Origin of the sequence: Acidovorax sp. SUPP1855 (assembly GCF_030158955.1) — a bacterium.
GTDB lineage: Bacteria > Pseudomonadota > Gammaproteobacteria > Burkholderiales > Burkholderiaceae_C > Paracidovorax.
In genome coordinates this window covers 53078-73988 of record NZ_BQXI01000015.1, presented here as the reverse complement: position 1 = coordinate 73988, position 20911 = coordinate 53078, and the positions used below count along the sequence as shown (strand labels likewise).

The following is a 20911-nucleotide window of genomic DNA, read 5'->3' as shown; positions in this document are numbered from 1 at the left end:
GCGGCCATGAGCCGGGCCAGCCAACTCGCCTCGCTGGCGCAGGCGCTCCAGCTGCGGCTCGAAGCCCTGCACGAAGGCATGGACCCGAGCTGGCGTGCCCCGCTCGGACTGGCGCAATCCGCCCAGGACTGGGACCAGGGGGCCGTGGGACAGCGCATGTCCATTGCGCTGTATGAACGCAGCTGCGGCCCCCTGCCCCCCCTGCCCTCCCTGGACCACCCCGCCAGCCGTCTCGCGCTGATGGACCGGAAAAAAATGCTATCGCGGTTGTGCGCTCTCGCGTTGCTGGGACGGCCCGGTGTGCTGCGCTGCTGCGTCGAGCGCACATCGCGGGCGGCGCTGCAGCAATGCCTGGGGCCGGCCTACGGGGCCCTGCGCGGCCTTCAGGAAGGCACGCCCGTGCCCAGTGAAGTTGCAGCGTGGACGCCCCTCGCGTGGGCCTGGGTCGGTTATCGCGAGCTGGTGCGGGAAGGCGTGTGGCCCGACCGGGGGTTGCGCCGGCTGGCCCGCTTGTCCCTGCCCCTGTCGCGGCAGGACGAGCCCCGCGCCCGGCATGTGCCAGCGGCACTCAGTCCGGCCCATGCCCGCCTGGAGCGTCTGGAATCCCTGTTCGAAGGCACACCATGCTGATCTGGTCCAACCCGAGTGGCGCCCACCTGCGCACCGATACCGGCATCCTCCGGGCCCATGAAATCCCCACAGTGACCGGCGTGCTGGGGCTGCTGGAGAGCGTCCGAAATGAATGCGCCGCCATCCGCGAGGAAGCCCAAGCGCAGGCACTGCACACCGCCGAAGAAGCCGAACAGTCGGCCCAGGCCCTGCTGCAGCAAGCGCGGGAGGAGGCCGAAGCCCTGGTGGACGAGGCCCGGCGGGAGGCCGCTGCCGAGCGGGAACTGGGCTACGCCCATGGCGAGCGCGAAGCCGCAGCGCGGTGGCACGGCCGCTTCGCGCAGCTCAAGGCCACGCATGAAGCCGCCTGGCACGCCATGGACACCCAGCTGGCCGGCGTGGTCGCGCTGGCCGTCGAGCGCATCGTGCAGTCCGAATCGCGCGAAGCCCTGTTCCGGCGCGCCCTGTGGACCGTGAAGGATGCGCTGCGCCAAGCCGGAACGGCCAGCCTTCGCGTTCACCCGGACGAGGCCGACGCGGCACGCACCGCCATTGCCTCGGCCGTGCGTGGGCCGAACGAGCCCGATGTGCGCGTCGAAACCGACGCATCGCTCGCGCTGGGCTCCTGCATCTTCGAGTCCGACATCGGCCGGCTCGACACCAGCCTCGGCGTGCAGCTCGCTGGTGTGCGCTCTGCACTGGAGCGGGCCACCCGGTTGGCGATGGCCAATGCTTCGCAGGAAGCCAGTACGCCGCCAGACCCCGAAGAGATCGAGATCGAACCTTTGCATGGGGTCCAGCCGCCGTCCACCCACGAAGCCACGGAGTGGCTGGAGGCGGACGAAGCCGAAGCCGAAACCGAAGAGGCGGAGGAGCCTGTCGTACCCGAGGACCCACTGGGCACCGAAGAGCCGGTGCCCGAGCAAACCCTGGCATCCGTTGCACCGCCTCTGACCCAGAGGGCAGACGACTCGCCCAACTGGTTCTCATCCGCCAAGCCGTTGGAAGACGAAGACGATGCGACGGACTGGCTCGAAACCCTGGACCCGATGAACGGGACGGCCGGCGACGGCGATGACGAAGAGGAAAAGCACCATGCTTGAAGTCTCCGGACTGCCCCAATGGATGGAGCAGGAAATTGCCTCCGCGACGATCGTTCGCCGCAGTGGCAAGGTCGTCGAGGTGATCGGCACCTTGATGCGCGTGACCGGCCTGGACGCCAAGCTCGGCGAGCTTTGCCATGTGCTCGATGAAAGTGGTGGCTTGCTGCAGGCCGCCGAGGTGATCGGCTTTGCCAACGGCCAGAGCATCCTGTCGCCGTTCGGATCGATCCTCGGCGTGCGGGGCGGCTCGGCGGTGGTCGGCTTGGGCGAGGTGCTGTCCGTCCCCGTGGGCCCCAAGCTGCTGGGCCGGGTGATCGACAGCCTGGGCCAACCCATCGATGGCAAGGGCCCGCTCGATTGCCTCGAGCGGCGCCCGGTGTTCGCCCTTCCGCCCACCCCGATGGAGCGGGAAATGATCGAGCACCCCTTGCCCACCGGCGTGAAGGCCATCGATGCCCTGCTCACCCTGGGCGAAGGCCAGCGCATGGGCATCTTCGCCCCGGCGGGGGTAGGCAAGAGCACGTTGATGGGCATGCTGGCGCGTGGCACGGAGTGCGACATCAGCGTGATTGCGCTCATCGGCGAACGGGGCCGCGAAGTGCGCGAATTCGTCGAGTTCATTCTGGGCGAAGAAGGCATGGCGAGGTCCGTGGTGGTGTGCGCCACCTCCGATCGGTCGTCCAGCGAACGCGCCAAGGCAGCCCACGTGGCCACCGCCGTGGCCGAGTACTACCGGGACCAGGGCCTGAAGGTGCTGCTGATGATGGACTCGCTCACCCGCTTCGCCCGCGCGCAGCGGGAAATCGGCCTGGCGGCGGGCGAGCCCCCTGCGCGGCGCGGCTTCCCGCCCTCGGTGTTCGCCGAGATTCCCCGCCTGCTGGAGCGGGCCGGCATGGGTGCGGTGGGCTCGATCACGGCGCTGTACACCATTCTTTACGAGGACGAGAGCGGTGGCGACCCGATCTCCGAGGAAGTGCGAGGCATTCTGGACGGCCACATGATCCTGTCGCGCAAGATCGCGGCGCGCAACCAGTACCCGGCCATCGATGTGCTGGGCAGCCTGAGCCGCGTGATGTCGCAGATCGTGCCCAAGGACCATCAGCAGGCGGGTGGGCACTTTCGCCGCCTCATGGCGAAATACGACGAGATCGAACCGCTGGTGCAGATGGGAGAGTACAAGCCCGGCAACGATGCGCTCGCGGACGAGGCCATGCAGAAAATGCCCCAGATCCTGGATTTCCTGAACCAGGCCACATCGGATCTCTGGGATTTCGACCGATCGGTGGGCACCCTGGCACAGGTGGCCAACGGCTGACCCCACGTCCACGGCCCACCGGCCGGGATCGGGCCAACGGTCAGGCCAGGCGGCGGGGCAAGAGACCGGCGAGCGAGGCGATGGCCATGCGGCCCACGCCGGGCGCCGTGCGCAATGCGAACCGCGTTGCCTGCCCCAGCAGGCCCAGCGGGCGCACGTGGCCGTCAACCATGTCCCGCCACAACAGCCCTGTCATCAGACGCGACAGATCGATGCCGAGGTAAAGCGTCGCCAGCGCCAGGCATGCCACACGCCGGGCATAGCCCACACCGAACGCACGGGCCACATCGGAGGCCACATGGCGATGTCCGACCTCTTCCTCGCAATGCCAGCGCCACATCCGCGCCTCACGGCCATCGCCCTGCAGCCAGGTCGTTCCCTGCAGCACCTGCGCTGAGAGCAACGCGGTCAGGTGCTCGAACGCCTCGGCCAGTGCCAGGCGTGTCGGCAGCGGCAGACCGGCCAGGTCCTGGACCGCCGCCGCAACCCGCCCCTCCAGTTTGGATACCGGCACGCCGGTCTGCGCCAGGCGCTCGTTGTAACGGCGATGCGCTCGCTGATGGGTGGCTTCTTCGCGCACGAAGCGCAGGGCCTCGTCACGCAGTGCGGGGGCCAAGACGCCTTGCCCGCCGTCGGCCTGGAGCGCATCGGAGATGGCATCGATCACGAAGGCTTCGCCGGACGGCAGCAACAGCGACAGGGCGTCGAAGAACCGCGTGCGGAACAGGCCCCCATTCCAGGGCACCATACGGGCATGCGTCGCGGTCAAAGCAGCGCTCCAGCCCAGTGCGTGGCACGTCGCAGCACCGCAAACGGCAGGATGCGCCACAGGGGCCATGCTGCCGCGAGCGGCACGGTGCCACGCAGCAGGACGCCGTGGTCCAGCGAATCTGCGTGCGGGAAATAGTCCGGCCGCACGCCGACGATCTCGCGGAAGCCCTTGCGGTGGTAATACCGCAGCTGGGCATCGGCCGGCAGGCCGCCGCGGCGCGAATGCACATAGGTGTCCGCATCGGGCGCAAGCCCTTCCTGCAAGGCGCGGCGCAGACCGGGCACCGGCGATCCCAGATAGATGTCGCGCCAGCCATGCCGAAGCGCATGGGGCCAGAAGAAACGGATCAACTGGCAGGCCGCCTCCGGGTCCACGCTGGTCAGGCTGATCCCGAAGAGGCTGCCGCCAGGCTGCGCGCCGCCCGGTTGTCCCGCGCAATCGTGCCAGGAACGGGCGGCCACCAATGCCTCACGGCAGGCCGGCTTCATGAAAAGAGATGCCAGCGCCTCCCCTGTTTTAGGGCAGAACGCACCTACGCACAGATCGGGATGCGCCAGGATGCGACTTTGCAGAGTTGCTTCGTCAGCGGCTTGCTCCGGCGTCCATTGCCGGGCTTCCAGGCGCAGCAATTGCGGAATGTCGTCCAGACCCAAAAACCGCGCACGGGGCCGGCTGGCCACCCGTGAAACGCTCTGGGGCGCCATGGCTGGCGAACGCGCTCTGCGCGATGGCAACCAGGAGCCCGCTGGCGCGGTGCGCCGAATCTGCATATCGAAAGACATGGGGTCGGATGATCGCCAGCCCGTATGAAAGGCTGATGACACCCCGTGCAATCGGCCACCGCTGGCCTGGCCCGCTCGCTTGTCGGTCGATCGCTTCGCATGCCGGCTGCCTGCGCTGGGTATGGCTGCCTACCCTGGAGGCATCCCGATCAACGCGAGAACGCCATGAACAGCCTTATCCTGAAAAGCCCCCCTACAGAACTGCGCCCGGTAGCGGGCGGCCTCTTCGCCTGGCTGAGCGCCAAGGCCTCCAGCGCCCATCGCCTGCGCCGCGCATCGTCCCATCGCATGGGCGGCGCGTCCTTGGCGCCTGCCGCAAAGCAAGCAGCCGCCCGGCCGGCCGAGCACCCCGTGCGGGACCTGTCCGAGGGGCAGGCTGGCGTGCCGGTGGTGCGTGGCACGCAGGGCCTGCTCGACATCTGCGAGGACGGACTTTTCCCCGGGTTGCGCAAGATGGTGCTGCGGGGTGAGTTCAGCGACGCGGATCTGCAGCACCTGCCCGGGTCGCTCGAGGAGCTGGAACTGCTGCATTGCAAAGGGATCAGTTCCGCAGGCCTGGCACAACTTTGCCAGTTGGATCTGCGCTCGCTCACGGCCCGCCATCTGCACATCGATGCGCAAGGCGCCGCGATCCTCGCAGGCCATCCCACGCTGCGTTGCCTGGACCTCAGCCACAACCCGATTGGCGATGAAGGCGCTCGCGCGCTGGCTCGAAACCCCGGCGTGCAAACGTTGCGGCTGAACGACTGCGGTATCGGCAATGCGGGAGCGGCCGGCTTGGCGGCCAACCCCCACCTTCAGGTGTTGGAGCTGCGCAGCAACCCCACGCTGGGAGCCGAGGGCATCCGGGCCCTGGCCCGCAGTCACGGGATGCGTTCGCTCGACCTGAGCGACAACCGGCTGCGCGACCCGGCCATCGCCCCGCTGGGCAGCAACCGCAGCCTGACCCATCTGGTACTGGGCGGCAACCTGATCGGCGAGGACGGTGCGCGCAGCCTGGCGGCACACCCGTTCCTGGAATCGCTGAACCTGCAACGCAACCGGATCGGCGACAAGGGCGCCGGCGCTCTGGCGCGCATGCCACGGTTGCACACTCTGGTCGCATCAGGCAACGGCATCGGCACGGCCGGTGCGCACGCCCTGGCGCAGCACACCGCCCTGACCACCTTGGACCTGCGTCACAACCCGATTGGCGATGCCGGTGCCCAGGCGCTGGCCGACGCCCCGTCCCTGGTCTGCCTGGATGTGGGCAGTTGCCAAGTGGGCAATGCCGGCGCGTGCGCATTGGGCCGCTCCCGCACGCTGACTCGCCTGGTCCTGCGCAACGACATGGCCGGCACCGTGCAGATCACGGAAGCCGGCGCTTGCGCACTGGCCGCCAGCGCCTGCCTGACCGAACTCGACCTGGAGGGCCACCAGATCGGCTCCGGCGGTGCGCGGGCCCTGGCAGCCAACCCTCGCCTTCAAAAGCTGAACCTGGCCCGCAACCGGATCGGCGAGTCGGGTGCGCACGCGCTGGCCGGCAATCGCACGCTGGCATCGCTGGACCTGTGGAGCAACCCGTTTTCAGAGCGGGGGAACCGCGCGTATGCGCAAACGCATCGCGCACTGATGACCGCCCTCGGTTGAAGATTTCCGGCAACGCCGGATTGGCCGATCACCCCGGCCGGACAGCCGGGGCAGGGCCCGGCCGCTGATGCATGCCCGCTTCGGCTTGGCGTGCAGCCGCGACGGCGGGACTGGCAACAGTTGCCAACCCGCACCTATTCCCTCACTCAATCAGATTTGGGCTTGACCCACTTGGTCAGTTCGCCCAGGTGCTGCAGGGTGCGAAGGGTCTGATCGACCAACCCCTGGATCTGCGCGATCTCGTCTCGGTGGCCACCAACGCCAGCCGCACCGCCTCGCAGCAGCCGTTGAGCGATCTCCAGGTCAGCCAATTTCGCCTCGCGGGCATCCCGCAGTCCGGCCAGCGTGTCCATCGCCGCACTGAGGTACATCGCGTCATCGCCATCCTGTTCGGAAATCGCGCCTTGCAGCTCTGCAGCCAGGTCCACCACCTCTTTTTGCGCTAGATAAGCAGCATTCGACAGCCGTACCAGCTTGTTGCTTCGCGACTTGTCCAGAGAGTCGTTCAGGCTGTGCGACGCGCCGCCCAGGTATTCCTTGCTGGCCTGCCAGACGAAATCGTTGGAAGAACTCTGGCCCGCTTGCTGCAGCATGTAGCCCTGCGATCGCAGGGATTCGCCTGGCAGGGCAGAGTTGGAGCCGCCCCGCCCCAATTGTCCGACCAGGGCGCCGATGCCGGTCGAGGCAACGCCTGCCATCACATTGGACGCCAGCGACCGGCCCATGTCGCTCACCCGGGCACGCACGTCGTCGCCATTGGGCAACCATGATCCGCTGGTGCGCCAGGGGCCGATCCAGAAGTGCTGCGTCAATGCCAGCGTTTCCTTGGCCACCTCCGCGCCATAGCCTGGCAACCCTTTGATGTCGGCCAGCCCCGCCGCGGGTAACCCGGGCTGGGGCAGCCTTTTGGCAAACACGTTGGCCTTTTGCGTTCCACCCGCGAAATCGTCCAGGTTGGCATAGGCCACGGACTTGCCCATGCCCAGCGCCAGCTTGGTCACGCCCCCTCCGAGCCCCGAAGCCCATAGCGAGTGCGCGAACACCAAGGCGGGATTGGTGAACGCGTGAATCGGCATCACCTGCCGGCGCAGCACATTGAAGCCCGCCGTCATCAGCGGCTGGGCCAATACCCCCCACTGCTTGCCATCCAGGGCGGCCTGCAGCGTGGTCACCGACTTGCGCCGCAGGTCCGCCTGGGCCTTCAGTTCGTTCATCGTGGGCAAATGCCTCGGGCCACCGAGCGAGTCTGCCGTCACCGGCCTCCAGAACTCCTTGTGTCCGTTCACCACCCGGATCTGTACCGGGCAAGGGTCGGGGACCAGCACTTGGGGATCGATGGCCTTGAACTGGGGAAAGTTGGCCAAGGCCGCTCGCCGGTCCATGGCCGACAGCAACGTGGTATCGACCATGTGCGCGGTGAGCCCCCCGAGGGTGCCGCCCGCGAGCGCCGGATCGTACTGGTTGCTCAACTCTCCGATGTTCACCGACTGGCCTTCGGCATTCAGGCCCGAGCGCGGACCGATGGCGGTGGCCATCGCATTGGTGGCGGGCGAACGCGCCATCGAGCTCAACAACTGCCGGGCAAAATCGTACCCCGCAGGCAAGGCCGCATCGCCAGCCCGCAGCGAGTAGCCCTCGGCCCCGGCGGCCTCCCGCGCATCGGCCTTTTGCCGGGCCCATTCCATGTACTGCTCCGCCATTTCGCTCTGCTGCGCGTTTTCGATGCGAAACGGTATGTCACTCAGGAAGGCCACCAAGCGGCCGCCCGCGGACAGAGCGGAACGGTCTGCGGCCGGGGGATCGACCGCCACATGCGGCATGCCGGCCTCCAGGTCCACCATATCGATGGCGATGTCTTGCACCGGCGCCTGCACATCGGTCGCCTGGGCCGCTGCAGGCTGTGGCGCCTGGCCTCGCCATCCCACCTGTCCCGCCAGGGCATGGGCGCCGGTCCATGCAGCCCCCAAGCCTTGCGCCATGCGCCGTCCACCCGACTGCATGGTCTCCATCCAGCTGCGGGAGGCCCCGGCATTGGCAAGGTCTTCGTTCGGGGACGGCATGTCGATGGCGACGTAGCTTCCGGACGCCGGCGGGGAGTTGGTGCTCCGTTCGGGCAGCGCTGTTCGGCGCATCGGAGTGGACGGCTCGGCGGTGCCTGGCGCGGTGCGCGGGCTCAAGTCCTGGTGCTCGAGCGTTTGCGTCCGGGGCCGCTCGGTCGTGTGGCTGGCGGCCGTGGTGTTGGCATCGGTCCGATGGGGGGTAGACCGAATGCTGCGGCCAGTGATGTTCGGGTGGTCCATGGGAGTGTCCTTGGGTCCAGAAATTCGTGAAACGGAGGGTCAGCCGGTCTCAAGCCGAGGACGGCGCTGGCGCGGGTTCGTCCAGCAGTGCCTGCAGCACGCTGGTCCCGATTCCGTTGAGCATGTCCATGGCGGTGGCCGCGTCTTGAGGCGCCTCGATCCAGGACAGCGAACTGAGCTGCAGCATGCCCTCAGCGGATGCTCCCAGATACCAGCCAAACTCCTTCAGGACCACGGCCTGCAGCGTCAAAAGCTTCAAGACTTCCGGGCCGGCGAGCTCTTGCGCCGCGACCGGCAGCAGCACTTCGGGCAGCACCGCGGCATGCTCGCGGTGCAAATGGAAACGGCCGGCCAAACCGGCCGGCCCGCTGATGACCCGCGGGGCCACCAGGAGAAGGCCGTCTTCCGCCCGCAGGCCGATGTGCACGGCCAACTGGGTCAGGAAATCGATCTGGGCGCGCGTCGCGGCCTCGGGCACGCGGGCAACGGTGGATGGGGCGCTCATGGGAGTGTCCTATGACGAATTGAGTGGGGGGGTGTGGGAGAGAAATCAGGGCACGGAGGTGGCACCGACGGAAAGACATTGCACTGCCGCTGCTGCTGAAAACGAGGCAGCAGGCCGTGTGGCGGCGGGATGCGCCGCACGCAGGCGCAGCGGCTGGCAGGGCAGGCGAACGCCTGCATGCACCAGCCGCTGTGGCCAAGCAAGGCCGGAAGATCCGCTGGCATGGCGCAGCAGACTTCCAGCCTCTTTTTCATCAGCCCGTGAAGGCCTTCGTACCGCGGTTTTCCGCACCTTCCACCTTGGTGGCTGCGGGTGCGAGCACATCGTGGGGCGCGCCAACGATGTCGTTGTTGGCCAGCTTGATGTTGGCCTGCGTCGCGTCGGTACGCACCACGGCTTCCTTGACGTTCCTGATCGTCGAGTTGGTGATCGAGATGTCGGTCGCGAAGTCCTTGCCACCGTTGGTGCGGACCAGCTTGCTGGTGCCATCGAAGAAGGAGTTGTCGATGGAGAAGGCGCCGCCGTGGTTGAGCTGGAACGTCTTGTCGGTGGCATTCGCCGCGCCGCCGTTCTTGAACACCACGTCGCCTTCGCCCTTCTTCGTCATGAAGTCCTCACCCACATCGCGGCCAAACACGCCGTCGAGGGTGGCGTTGCCTTGGGTGTGAATGCCATCGCCGCCGGAAATCTGGACGTTCTTAAGGGTAGCACCGGGTTCCAGGATGAATACCGGCTTCTGATTCTCGCTCTGGCCGCCGTCCCCAAGAGCAGGCCCCGCCTTGTAATGCACGTTGCCGCCGTCGAAGGTGGTGCCGGCCTTGACCACAATGGGCTCATTGACGATCTTTTCGCCGCTGGCGGGTGGAATGCCAGTTACCTTGCCGCCAGAGCCAGAACCCGTAGTGGAAGGGGTCTCGGAAGGCTTAGTGCCGGTAGAAGGGCCCGTCGTGGAAGGCTTGTCGGTGGAAGGCTTTTCCGTACCGCCGCCATCACCCACTGGAGGCTTCGTGCCGCCACCATCACCAGAAGGCTTCGTGCCGCCACCATCACCAGAAGGCTTCGTGCCGCCACCATCACCAGAAGGCTTCGTGCCGCCACCACCAGCAGAAGGCTTCGTGCCGCCACCACCAGCAGAAGGCTGCGTGCCGCCACCACCAGCAGAAGGCTGCGTACCGCCGCCACCACCAGCAGAAGGCTGCGTGCCGCCGCCACCACCGGCAGAAGGCTGCGTGCCGCCGCCACCGCCAGCAGAAGGCTGCGTGCCGCCGCCACCACCGCCTCCACCCGACTCGCTATCGGACTCGTCCGGCTTCTTGCCCGTCAGGAGTTCGATCAGCTTTTGCAGCAACTCCATCAGTTGTTGGGTTGCATCCTGTGCGCCACCATTTTGCTTGTCGCCATTGGCCAGCTTGTCCAATGCGCTGCTGTCGCCCTTGATGAGGGCCTCGACCAATTGCTTGAGCATGTCGCCCGGCGAGCCCTGCCCTTTTGCACCATCAGTTCCATCGACTCCACCGGAATCACCAGTTCCGCCAGTTCCACCGGCATTGCTGCTGCCGCCAGAGTCCTTGGTGCCGCCGGCCCCACCGCCACCACCAGAGCCTTCCGCCTTTCCGCCCTGCAGGGTTTGCAGGATTTGCAGAATCTGCTCGAGCACCTGCAGCAGCTGCTGGATCGACGACTGGCCGTCGCCGCTTTGCGTGCCGTCCGCGCCCTCAGGGCCACCAGTGCCGCCAGTGCCGCCGGCACCGTTCGTGCCTCCGGTGCCACCCGTACCGTTTTTCCTGCCCAGGTCTTCCACCGCACCCGAGCCACCCGACAGCAGTGCTTCGATGAATTGCTTGGCCAGATCGCCAATGTCGCTGGCGCCTGTATTGCCGTCGCCACCACTGCCGCCGCCGTTGGTTTGCCCCGTGCCGCCGGCACTGCCCGTGCCGCCTGTGGTCATCTTGTCCAGGATCTGGCGCAGATAGCTTTCGCCCAGTTGCTCCAGCAGGTTGCCACCGCTGCCGCTGTCCTTGCCCATTTCATCGAGCGTGTTGCCGCCACCGCCGCCGAGCTTGTCGGCAATGCTTTTGGCCAGATCGCTGGCAGGATTCTTCTGCGAGTTCTGCTCCATGGACTTGGCGATCTGCTGCAGCAACTCGCCGAACTGCTGGATCAGGCCGGCCACGCCCTGGCCCTTGTTCGCGCCGCCGCCTCCGTTGGCGCTGCCCGCGCCGCCCTTGCCCGACACACCATCCGTGCCGCCCGCTTTGCTGTCGGAACCGTCTTTGTCCATCGCTTTCATGACTTGCTGCAGCACCAGCACGACCAGCTGGAGCAGTTCGTCCTGCAGTTTCTGGGAAGAGTTCTGTTGGTTGTCCGACAGAGAATCCAGGTTGTTGTTGAACCGGGAGGTGGTCTGGGTTTGGAAATTGACTGACATACTGACTCCTTAAGGCAAAGTGAAAAAAAAGCTGCCCACCCCATGGCGGCTCAGACAGAGAAATGCGGCGGAGGGATCCACCGTGTTGCGCGACGGCGTGGGTTCAGAGAAAGCGACTGACTGCGGTGGCGACCGAATCGACACGTGGTGGGAAACCCCGGCCCCGCGGTGCACATCGCTGGGACACTGCAGGCGCGACGGCACGAGGGGACGTCCACACCTCACCGACACAGCGCATCGGCGCGCCGCCAATGCACAGGACAGGCTGGCAGTCCAGCTGCGAAGGCGGGACTGCGCGGCCTGCCGGTTGCCCTCAGCGTTATCCATGGGGCACCGCCGGCGATTGGGGTGAGGCAGGGGGCGAGGCCGCAGGCGACAGCAAACGCTTGATGCGCTCGGCCACGGGCCGCATCGTGAGTTGCGGCCGCACCTGCTGGAAGAAAACGCCCACCAGGAGTACCAGCAGCAGCATGGTCGTCGCCCCCTTGATGGGCTGCGCGAGGCTGTTGGGCTCCAGCTTTTCTGCGGCCTTTCCCAGCAAGCCAATGCCCAGGTCAATGAGCATCAGGATCACGATCACCGGTCCGGCGATCTTGAGCACGGTTTCGGCGTAGTTGGTGACTTCGGTCGGCAGGAACCGCTCCATCAGCACCGACCAACTGGGCATGACGCCCGTGAGCGGCCACCACTCGTACGAATCGAACAGCAGGCCGATGAAGACCAGCATGCCCCCCAGCATGTAAAAGCCTACGATGGCCAGTTGCGACAGCAGGTTGCCCACCGGCGTGCTCTGCTGGCCGCTGAGCGGATTGGTCTGCTGGATGTTGTTGTAGCCGGTCTGGTTGTCAATGAGCATGCCCACGCTCTCGGCCACCCAGAAGACGGTGCCGACCGCGAACCCGATCAGCATTCCGATGACGCCCTCCTTGAGCACCAGCACCGCCATGTCCACGGCGGTCAGCGAATGCAGCAGTTCGGTCGGCTGGCCCCAGGCCACAAAGGCGCCCAGCACAAGCACGAGCCCACCGCGAGTGCGCCCATACAGCAGCATGTCGTTCGTTGCCGGCATGACGAGCATGGCGGCATAGATGCGCGCAGTGGACAGTGCCAGCACGGCAAAGAAGCCCTTGAGATCGAGGGTCAGCTGGAAAAGGCCCAGCCCCTGCTGCATGGAGGGGTCCATCGCCACCTCATGCCCTGGCGCCGCGCGCCAACTGCAATCGCGTGCGCGCAGCGGCACGGGAGCAGGCCAGCATGCGAGCAACGGCCGTTTCCTCTGCCTCCTCGTCCTGCGCGTCCTCCTGGGCCCGTTCAGCCTCCTGCACGGCCCGCTCCAGCCGGGCCTCGGTCGCCTCCAGTTGCTGCGTTGCGCGCCGCAGCGCGAACTCTCGCTCGGCCACCCGCTGCACGGCGGCTTCCACCTGCGCTGCGGCGCGCTGCGTCAGCTTGCCGGCATCGGCGCTGCGCACTTCCGCCTCCTTGACCAGGATTTGCAGCGTCACCACGTCCTGCGCATGAAAGCCTTGCGGACGCTCCGTGGTCGAGGCGATGCGGCCGCGCAGGTCGCTCTCGGCCTGGCGCACCTGCGCCTCCTCGGCCACGGCCGCTTCGTGCGCGGCCTGCTCGCGATCACGCTGCCGGGCGCTCTCCTGCAATGCCGCTTCGCTCTGCTCGACACGCCGCTTCTTCAGGCGCACCAGGATGCGCAACCCCTTGATCGTGCTCATGAATCCCTCTCCAGCGGCCAACCGACATCGATTGACCTTCTGGCGGCAAGACTAGAAGCGCGCGGCCTCGCGCCATGGAGCCCGAACGAAGGCAGTCACGGCAATGCGAATGTGGGCACGCAGCGCAGGACTGCGATCCGTCACGTTCGTCTGCGAGGGCAAGGACTTCGCATGGATCGCATGCCAGGCGGCGTGCAAAGCTAGATTGCAAGAACCCATCGCGCACCGCGACCAACGAGCCCACGCCATGTCAGAAAAAACGGAAGAACCCACAGACAAGAAGCTCCTGGACGCCCGCAAGAAGGGAGAGGTTCCCAAGAGCCAGGACGTCGTGGCCGCGGCCATCCTGGTGGCCTCGCTGCTGGTGCTGATCGGCTCCGGCCCCATGCTCTACGACCACATCGCGAAGGTGGTGAAAACCGCCATGCACCAAGGCATGCAGGCGCAGGACACGCAGGAGGTTCTGGCGCTGATTTCCTCCATGGTGCTGGACGGCGCGATCGCCGCGTTCTCCCTGGTCATCGTCTCCGTGCTGGTGGCGATCATTGCCATGATGGGCCAGGTGGGGGTGATCATTTCGTTCGAAGCCATCCAGCCGAAATTCGAAAAACTGAACCCCGCCGAAGGCCTCAAGAAACTGATCAACGCACGCTCGATCATCGAGTTCTGCAAGTCGGTGGTGAAGGCCGTGGCACTGGGGGCCGTGATCTGGCAAATCGTGCTCAGCCTCGTGCCATTGCTGGTGGGCTCGGCCTACCTTTCTGCCCAAGGCGCGGGTCAGGTGGCGTGGAGCGCCATCCTGCGGTTGATCGGTTTTTCGTGCCTGGTGTTCGTGATCATCGGTCCCGTGGACTTCGGCTTGCAGCGCTGGCTGTTCATGCGCGACCAGCGCATGAGCAAGGACGATATCAAGCGGGAGCGCAAGGACAGCGACGGAGACCCCCATGTCAAGGGCCAGCAGCGCTCGCTGCGTGACGAACTGGCCAACAGTCCACCGCAGGAACGCGTGCCCGGCGCCACCGTGGTGGTCACCAACCCGACCCACTACGCCGTGGCCCTGCTCTACGAGGAAGGCGTCACGCCCCTGCCCATCGTGGTGGCCAAGGGGATGGATGCACAGGCCGCAGTGATCCGCGGCCTGGCCGCAACGCATGGTGTTCCGATCATCGCCAACCCGCCCCTGGCCCGCGCGCTGCACCGCCTGCCGCTGAACCAACCCATTTCCGAAGAACTGCTCGAGTCCGTTGCCGTCGTGCTGCGCTGGGTCGCAGAACTCGACCAATTCGGCGGCGGCGCTGCCGCAAACAACCCGGCTCCCTGACAAGCCTTCACCACCAGGAACACCCCAATGGCCAAACGCTTCGACTCCACCCTGGTCAACGACGTCACGATGGCGGGCTTTCTCGTCGGCGTGATCGCGCTGATGATCCTGCCACTGCCGACCATCCTCATCGACGCGCTGCTGGCCATCAACCTCACGGTGAGCATCCTGCTGCTCATGACCGTGCTGTTCATACCGGACGCGCTATCGCTTTCGACCTTTCCTTCGCTGCTGCTGTTCACCACGCTGTTCCGGCTGGCGCTGAACATCGCCTCCACCAAGGCGATCTTGCTGCATGCGGACGCGGGCCACCTGATCGAGAGCTTCGGCCAGCTGGTGGTGGGTGGCAACCTGGTCGTGGGGATCGTGGTGTTCCTGGTGATCACCATCGTGCAGTTCATCGTGATCGCCAAGGGCTCGGAGCGCGTGGCGGAAGTCGGCGCGCGCTTCACGCTGGATGCCCTGCCCGGCAAGCAGATGAGCATCGACGCCGACTTGCGCGCGGGCCTGCTGACGCCCGATGAAGCCAAGCGAAAACGCGCTCACCTCGGAATGGAAAGCATGCTGCACGGCGGCATGGACGGCGCGATGAAGTTCGTGAAGGGCGACGCCATCGCCGGGCTGATCATCACCATGGTGAACATCCTCGCCGGGGTCGTGGTCGGCATCATGTACCACAACATGACGGCCGGCGAAGCCGCCAACCGCTTCGCGGTGCTGTCCATCGGCGATGCCATGGTGTCGCAGATTCCCGCCCTGTTCATCTGTATGGCAGCCGGCGTGCTGACCACCCGGGTGACGGACGAGCACAAGACCAAGCCCACCTCGCTCGGCGAGGACATGACCGAACAGCTGACCCGTAACCCGCGCTCGATGTATCTGGCCGCGGCGCTCACAATCGGCTTCGGCTTCATCCCGGGCTTTCCGCTGTTGCCGTTTGCCTTGCTGGCGGGCGGGCTGGTGGCTGGCGGACACTTCCTGACCAAGAAGCGCGCCCGTTTGGCGGGCAATTCGCTGTCCAAGCCGATCGCGGCACTGATGCGCGAGGGGGCCAAGGGCGATGCGCCGTCGATCCAGCAAAAAGCACCCGAATTTGCCAAGCCCCTTTCCATCCGCATGTCGGATGCGTTGGGCAAGCTGATCGATGCCGAGCGGCTCAACGGGGCACTCAACAAGGAACGGGAAGGACTGCAATCCCGGCTGGGCCTGCCGTTTCCCGGCGCTGCGATGTGGGTGGCCACCGAACTGGCCGGCCTGCGCTACGAAGTGCTGATCAACGACGTTCCGGTGGCGCAGCCTGAACTGCCGGGCCGCATGCTGCTGCTGCTCGACCCCCAATCGCCCCTGGCCGCATCGGCCCAGACACACGGGCCCGCACTGGGCAGCGAGGTCTCGCTGTGGCTGGCACCGGAGGCCGTGCCCATGGCCCAGCGAGAAGGCGCATGCATCGATGTGGAGCAGGTCATCGCGCGCGAAGTCGTGGGCATGCTGCAACGGCACGCCCACCTGTTCATGGGGGTTCAGGAGGTGCAGTGGGTGATCGAGCGCAGCACGCCGGAATACCCCGGTCTCGTGGCCGAGGTGCAGAAGATCATGCCCCTGCAGCGCATGGCCGAGGTGCTGCGCAGGCTGCTGGAAGAACAGGTGCCGATCCGCAACATCCGCAGCATTTTCGAGAGCCTGATCGTCTGGGGGCCCAAGGAAAAAGACCTGTTGCTGCTCACGGAGTACGTGCGCTCCGACCTCGGCCGCTATCTCGCGCATGAAGCGACCAGTGGCCAGCGGCATCTGTCGGCCATCTTGCTCGATCCGGACATCGAACAGGCGATCCGCGGCTGCATCAAGCCCACGCCGGCGGGGAACTACCTGGCCATGTCGCCCGACGACGCGCGCGACCTGACCGAGCGCATCGCCGCGGTTGCCGACACCGCAAGACAACCCGGCGTGGCCTTGGTGACGTCGATGGACATTCGCCGCTATGTCAAGAAGATGATCGAAAGCCGTCTCGACTGGCTGCGCGTGTACTCGTTCCAGGAGTTGGGAACCCAGGTGGAACTGCGGCCTATCGGCCGCGTTTCCTGAGGCCCGCGGCCATGAGTTCCCTTCAGCGCCCCGACCACACCCTGCGCCACGTCGCGCACCCCGCAGTGGCGGCCACCGCCGCGCTGCTGCGGCCGAACTCGCAAGAACGGTTTCGCCGCGAGCTGTTCCCCCCCGCACTGCCGCAGGAAGACCCCGCCGAAGGCGAGGCGATCAAGTCCACCGATCCCTTCGCCATGGCTTCGGAGGGCGCCCCGCCCGATCCCACGGAATCGGGCGAGGGAGAGCCTCGGGAGCAGGCCGACTCGCAAGGCGATTCGCCGCACGAAGAAGACCGGGACGACAACGCACCGCCCGCTCCTGCACCGCAGGCAGCGACGCCGGACCCATTGCCACCGCAATACTTCTTCATCCAGGGCGATACCGTTCCGCCGCCACTGGCACGCACACCCGCCCCCGGGGAAGCGGGGCAAGACCTGCCCGACGACCGGCCACCCGTGCACGCCGTCGGGGCCACCGGTACCGCCACGGATGCGGAGCCGCCGCAATGGCTGCGGGATACCGCGCAAACCATTACCGATCTGTGCCTGCGGGCAGACCCGGCCTTCCAGTCCTGGGCCGTCACAGTGCCCATGGACCCCAAGGTGCTGCCGGAATGCGAACTGGCCCTGGGGCTTTCGTCCTATGCCATGACGCTTCGCTTCCGAACGGTGTCGCCCGAGTCCCGCCACCTAATCTCAAAGCATCGCGATCAACTGCACGGGTTGCTTGCCCGCCTGGGCACGGCCCACCGAAGCATCGACATTGACCTGGAATGACCTTGAACGCTGTCAAGCCACCGGCTTTCCCCTTAAGCGACCTCGCAAGGTATCTCCCGCCCATGGACCACGGCGAAGCCCGTCTGGCGCGGGTGATGTTCGATCGGCGGTTCGTGCGCTGGGTCCGGGCCCTTTCGGGACAACCGGGTGCGTCGGTCAGCCGGGCGCCCGGTCGATCCGGCAAACGCATCAGCATGGAATTTCGTTCGGCGCAGGGCACGATGCGGCTGTCGGTCCCCAGGACCGACTGGCCTGCGCTGGAGATGGCGGCGCGCCTGCCGGACCCCGCGCTGGCCCGGGACGTTGCGCAATCGCTGCTGGCCCAGCCGCTCGCCCCTTTCCAGTCCCGCTTTGCAGGCCTGGTGCTGCATGGGATGCAGCTGGACTCCGGCGCTGCGCCTTTCGAGATCACTGCAAGAAATCGCCGCATCGGGCTGCAGGCCATCGACGAAGCGATGGCCGGGCAGATCCAGGCGCTGCTGGCTGCCTCGGTCCGAAGCGACGCAAGCCACCTTCTCGGCCTGCGCGTGGCCTGCCGCATCCGGCTCGCGCGCAAAACGTATGGAGCCTCCGAACTGGGCTCGGTCAGGGCGGGCGACGTGCTGCTCACAGGCGTGCCCGCCGGCGCTTCGGCCTCTTTGCATTGCCACTTGTCTTTTGGAATGGGCGTCTCCATGGAAACCACTGCACAACTCGATATCGACTCGCACGAAGCCACGCTCGACGGGGCACCTCAGCCCGGCAGCGAACCCATTCCGGAGCACGACCTGCCAGCGGGTGCGGAAATCGGTGCCATCGGAAAGCTGTCCATCCCCGTGGCCTTCGAGATAGACAGCGCCCGTGTCCGGCTTGACGATCTCGCGGCCTTCGGACCGGGCTCGGTCATCACGCTGGACATGCCCGTGCGCGAAGCACTGGTGCGCCTCGTTTGCCACGACCAGGTGGTCGGTACCGGCCGCCTGATCGTCATCGGCGAGCAGCTCGGCGTGCGCATCGAGCGCATGGGGCTCAGCCAGGCGGCCGAAGCACCACCACAAGACTTGCCATGACGCCGCTGTCATCCGTCCAGGGGCTGGACCCCATCTCGCTGTTCATCGCCCTGATGGCGCTGGCGGTGCTGCCGTTCGCGGCCATGGTGGTGACCTCGTACACCAAGGTGGTGGTGGTGCTGGGCTTGCTGCGCAACGCGCTGGGCATCCAGCAGGTGCCGCCCAACATGGTGCTCAACGGCATCGCCATCATCATTTCGATCTATGTCATGGCGCCGGTCGCCATGGAGGCGGCCGACAAAATCCAGAATGGGCCGCCGTCATCGCAGACGTCGAACACTCAGCAGCTGTTGGCGGCCGCTTCTGCAGCAAAGGAACCGTTCCGGCAGTTCCTCGTCAAGCACGCGCACCCGGCAGAAAAGGCGTTTTTCCTGAAGTCGGCACAGGCGATATGGCCCCAGGAACGCGCAAAGGCACTGCTGGTCGACGACCTGATCGTGGTGGCCCCCGCTTTCTTGCTGACGGAGCTGACGGCCGCCTTTCGCATCGGCTTCCTGCTGTATCTGTCCTTCGTGATCGTGGAACTGGTCATCGCCAACGTGCTGCTGGCCATGGGCCTGTCTCAGGTGTCGCCCACCAACATCGCCATCCCTTTCAAGCTGCTGCTGTTCGTCGTGCTCGACGGGTGGTCCCAGGTCATGCACGGACTCGTGCTGACCTACCGATGACGGAGCTCGCAACGCCATGACACACGACAACATCGTTCAACTGACGTCCGAGGCACTGATGCTGTGCCTCATTCTTTCGCTGCCTGCCGTGGCCGTGGCGGCCATCGTCGGTTTGCTGGTGGCGCTCGTGCAAGCCGTGACTTCGCTCCAGGATGCTGCCATTTCACAGGGCATCAAGCTGATCTGCGTGACCGTCACCGTTGCGGTCTCCGCCCCGTGGGTCGGGACCACCGTGCTGCAGTTCTCCCAGAGGCTGCTTGCCGCCACGTTCACGCCATGAACCCCAATGCGCCGCTCTTTCGCGGGCTGCAACAGCTGCAGCGGCTCAAGCAGTTGCGCCTGCGCGAGCACAACCATCTGCTCGCAGTCCAGCATGATCAGGCCGCGCGCAACGCCTCGCTCATGCAGCAAGGCCGGTTCGGCGACTACATTTTCCGTACGGTTCCCCGGCCGCCGCTGCCCTTGCCACCCAAGCAGGCCCGACTCCCCGGCCAGCCCGATGCCCCGCTTTTTGCGCCAGGGCAGGACATTCCGATCGAAATCCTGCAAACCGATCCCGAAGAATCCGAAGCACGGCTGGGATCTGCCGAGCGGTGGAAAGCGGCCCTCGACGACGACCGCGGAGAGCGCTATGCGCGGTACCGGGAATCGCTGCGGGACACCGGGAACGAGCCCACGGCGCTGGACAGCTTTCTGCGACAAGGAAGCAGCAGCCGTGACAAGGGGGACTCCCAAGAGAACTCCGAAGGCGGCAACTCTGGATCTGGTTCCGGCTCGGGATCGGGTTCCGGCTCGGGTTCCGGCTCGGGATCCGGGTCGGGGTCGGGATCTGGCAAAGGCGATCAAGGAAGTTCACGTGACAACCCTCAGGCAAGCCGAATGGCCAAATCGGGCCTTGCGGAGGGAGCCATGGCGGCCCACCAGGTTTTGCAGCGGCATTACGCCGGCACGGCGCAAGACCGGGCCCAGGTCCTTACCCGGCGGCTTTGGGAACACAGCCGAAAGCCCCACTTCGCCGCCACCCCCACGCGGGGCATGGCGGAGATGGCGGCTTACCTGCAAAACCACGAAGAGCAGGGTGCATTGGGAACCCTGCAGCGGGTCAAGATGGCGTTGTTGCTGTGCGGAGGTCCCGCTCCCGATGCAGCCAGTGACACCGTTCGCATGAAAGACCTCAAGGCCTTGCTGCCGCTCGCGTTGCTGAGCACCGATCTCCCGCGCACGCCGTCCCAGGCGAGCATCGCTGCAGAGCGGCAATTGCAGGCCAGCCAGTCCCTGAAACGGCCCGTTCGCCCATGAGTCTCGACCAATACAACCAACTGGTCACCGAGTTGTGCGAGGCCATCGACTTGCCCGATCCGCAGGCGGTGCTCGCACAGGGCTGGATCGAGGTCGAAGGATTCGAGGTTCTGCTGTCGCACTACGAGAACGACCCCGCCGCGCTGTATCTCAACTTCCATTTCGGCATCGTCACCGCAGGGCGCACGCTGACCATCTTCCGGCTCCTGCTGGAAGCCAACCTCACCGTATATGCGCAGGATCAGGCCCAGGCGGGCATCAACCCCGATACGGGCGGCATCATCCTGATCGTGCGGGTGCCGATGACACCGGAAATCACCGGGACCTGGCTGGCCGAAACGCTGACCCACTACACCGAGCACGGACGCTACTGGAAAGACAACGTGCTGAGCTCCACCGACGAAGCCTTCAACGGCATTTGCGCGGGGGACTACATCTGGCTCAAGGTTTGAAACCCGGGGCCCCGCCGCCAATGCCCTGATCGGGCTAGAACGTGTTCAAGGCCTTTTTTGGAGCTCATGCTGACGCGCAATCGGAGGGGGTGGG

At 66.2% G+C, this 20911-nt stretch carries 19 protein-coding genes; 12 read left to right on the top strand and 7 right to left on the bottom strand.

What is annotated here, in order from left to right:
- Positions 1 to 6 precede the first annotated feature (6 nt).
- Genes AVMA1855_RS14665 through sctN form a run of 3 tightly spaced genes read left to right on the top strand, consistent with a single transcriptional unit; the run spans position 7 to position 3027 of the window.
- Positions 7 to 630: a type III secretion protein HrpB4 gene (locus AVMA1855_RS14665; RefSeq protein WP_284394238.1), complete on the top strand. Its 624-nt coding sequence runs from the start codon at positions 7 to 9 to the stop codon at positions 628 to 630.
- The gene (gene sctL / locus AVMA1855_RS14660) at positions 624 to 1712 is read left to right on the top strand and encodes a type III secretion system stator protein SctL (RefSeq protein ID WP_284426265.1); all 1089 of its coding nucleotides are present in this window, start codon (positions 624 to 626) and stop codon (positions 1710 to 1712) included. The genes AVMA1855_RS14665 and sctL overlap by 7 nt, the downstream gene beginning before the upstream one ends.
- A complete protein-coding gene (gene sctN, locus AVMA1855_RS14655) occupies positions 1705 to 3027 on the top strand; it encodes a type III secretion system ATPase SctN (protein ID WP_272565633.1) in 1323 nt (440 codons plus the stop codon). Before sctL ends, sctN begins: the two co-directional genes overlap by 8 nt.
- Before the next feature lie 40 nt (positions 3028 to 3067).
- Here sctN and AVMA1855_RS14650 read toward each other — a convergent pair whose 3' ends face one another.
- Both AVMA1855_RS14650 and AVMA1855_RS14645 read right to left on the bottom strand, forming a co-directional pair.
- Positions 3068 to 3775: a metal-dependent hydrolase gene (locus AVMA1855_RS14650; RefSeq protein ID WP_284426264.1), complete on the bottom strand. Its 708-nt coding sequence runs from the start codon at positions 3773 to 3775 to the stop codon at positions 3068 to 3070.
- Between the two features lie 17 nt (positions 3776 to 3792).
- Entirely contained in the window at positions 3793 to 4503 is a 711-nt protein-coding gene (locus tag AVMA1855_RS14645) for a hypothetical protein (protein WP_284426263.1), read from the bottom strand.
- A 243-nt stretch (positions 4504 to 4746) separates the two neighbouring features.
- On the opposite strand from AVMA1855_RS14645, the gene AVMA1855_RS14640 reads away from it, so the two are divergent.
- Positions 4747 to 6210 carry a leucine-rich repeat domain-containing protein gene (locus AVMA1855_RS14640; protein ID WP_284426262.1) on the top strand — a complete coding sequence of 488 codons (1464 nt, stop codon included), beginning with the start codon at positions 4747 to 4749 and terminating at the stop codon, positions 6208 to 6210.
- Positions 6211 to 6356: 146 nt separating this feature from the next.
- Here AVMA1855_RS14640 and AVMA1855_RS14635 read toward each other — a convergent pair whose 3' ends face one another.
- The 5 genes from AVMA1855_RS14635 to AVMA1855_RS14615 form a co-directional block, all read right to left on the bottom strand.
- The gene (locus tag AVMA1855_RS14635; protein ID WP_284426261.1) at positions 6357 to 8510 is read right to left on the bottom strand and encodes a hypothetical protein; all 2154 of its coding nucleotides are present in this window, start codon (positions 8508 to 8510) and stop codon (positions 6357 to 6359) included.
- 49 nt (positions 8511 to 8559) lie between these two features.
- Complete coding sequence (locus AVMA1855_RS14630; protein ID WP_284426260.1) at positions 8560 to 9015, bottom strand: hypothetical protein; 456 nt, start codon at positions 9013 to 9015, stop codon at positions 8560 to 8562.
- 253 nt (positions 9016 to 9268) lie between these two features.
- Positions 9269 to 11443 (bottom strand): pectate lyase, encoded by a 2175-nt coding sequence (locus AVMA1855_RS14625; protein ID WP_284426259.1) that lies wholly within the window; start codon positions 11441 to 11443, stop codon positions 9269 to 9271.
- A 319-nt stretch (positions 11444 to 11762) separates the two neighbouring features.
- Complete coding sequence (gene sctT, locus AVMA1855_RS14620; RefSeq protein WP_284394248.1) at positions 11763 to 12626, bottom strand: type III secretion system export apparatus subunit SctT; 864 nt, start codon at positions 12624 to 12626, stop codon at positions 11763 to 11765.
- Positions 12627 to 12633: 7 nt separating this feature from the next.
- Positions 12634 to 13170 (bottom strand): type III secretion protein, encoded by a 537-nt coding sequence (locus AVMA1855_RS14615; RefSeq protein ID WP_284426258.1) that lies wholly within the window; start codon positions 13168 to 13170, stop codon positions 12634 to 12636.
- A gap of 247 nt (positions 13171 to 13417) precedes the next feature.
- Here AVMA1855_RS14615 and sctU point away from each other — a divergent pair, with 247 nt between their 5' ends.
- The 8 genes from sctU (at position 13418) to AVMA1855_RS14575 (ending at position 20817) form a co-directional block, all read left to right on the top strand.
- The gene (sctU, locus tag AVMA1855_RS14610; protein WP_284426257.1) at positions 13418 to 14491 is read left to right on the top strand and encodes a type III secretion system export apparatus subunit SctU; all 1074 of its coding nucleotides are present in this window, start codon (positions 13418 to 13420) and stop codon (positions 14489 to 14491) included.
- Positions 14492 to 14518: 27 nt separating this feature from the next.
- Positions 14519 to 16573, top strand: coding sequence for a type III secretion system export apparatus subunit SctV (sctV, locus tag AVMA1855_RS14605; protein WP_284426256.1), 2055 nt, complete (start codon positions 14519 to 14521; stop codon positions 16571 to 16573).
- 11 nt (positions 16574 to 16584) lie between these two features.
- A complete protein-coding gene (locus AVMA1855_RS14600) occupies positions 16585 to 17349 on the top strand; it encodes a type III secretion HpaP family protein (RefSeq protein WP_284426255.1) in 765 nt (254 codons plus the stop codon).
- A 62-nt stretch (positions 17350 to 17411) separates the two neighbouring features.
- Complete coding sequence (sctQ, locus tag AVMA1855_RS14595; protein WP_284426254.1) at positions 17412 to 18398, top strand: type III secretion system cytoplasmic ring protein SctQ; 987 nt, start codon at positions 17412 to 17414, stop codon at positions 18396 to 18398.
- Positions 18395 to 19066, top strand: a complete 672-nt coding sequence (sctR, locus tag AVMA1855_RS14590) for a type III secretion system export apparatus subunit SctR (protein ID WP_284394255.1) — start codon at positions 18395 to 18397, stop codon at positions 19064 to 19066. The genes sctQ and sctR overlap by 4 nt, the downstream gene beginning before the upstream one ends.
- Positions 19067 to 19082: 16 nt before the next feature.
- A complete protein-coding gene (sctS, locus tag AVMA1855_RS14585; RefSeq protein ID WP_272565653.1) occupies positions 19083 to 19346 on the top strand; it encodes a type III secretion system export apparatus subunit SctS in 264 nt (87 codons plus the stop codon).
- Positions 19343 to 20365 carry a hypothetical protein gene (locus AVMA1855_RS14580; protein WP_284426253.1) on the top strand — a complete coding sequence of 341 codons (1023 nt, stop codon included), beginning with the start codon at positions 19343 to 19345 and terminating at the stop codon, positions 20363 to 20365. Before sctS ends, AVMA1855_RS14580 begins: the two co-directional genes overlap by 4 nt.
- Positions 20362 to 20817 (top strand): CesT family type III secretion system chaperone, encoded by a 456-nt coding sequence (locus tag AVMA1855_RS14575; RefSeq protein WP_272549503.1) that lies wholly within the window; start codon positions 20362 to 20364, stop codon positions 20815 to 20817. Before AVMA1855_RS14580 ends, AVMA1855_RS14575 begins: the two co-directional genes overlap by 4 nt.
- Positions 20818 to 20911 lie beyond the last annotated feature (94 nt).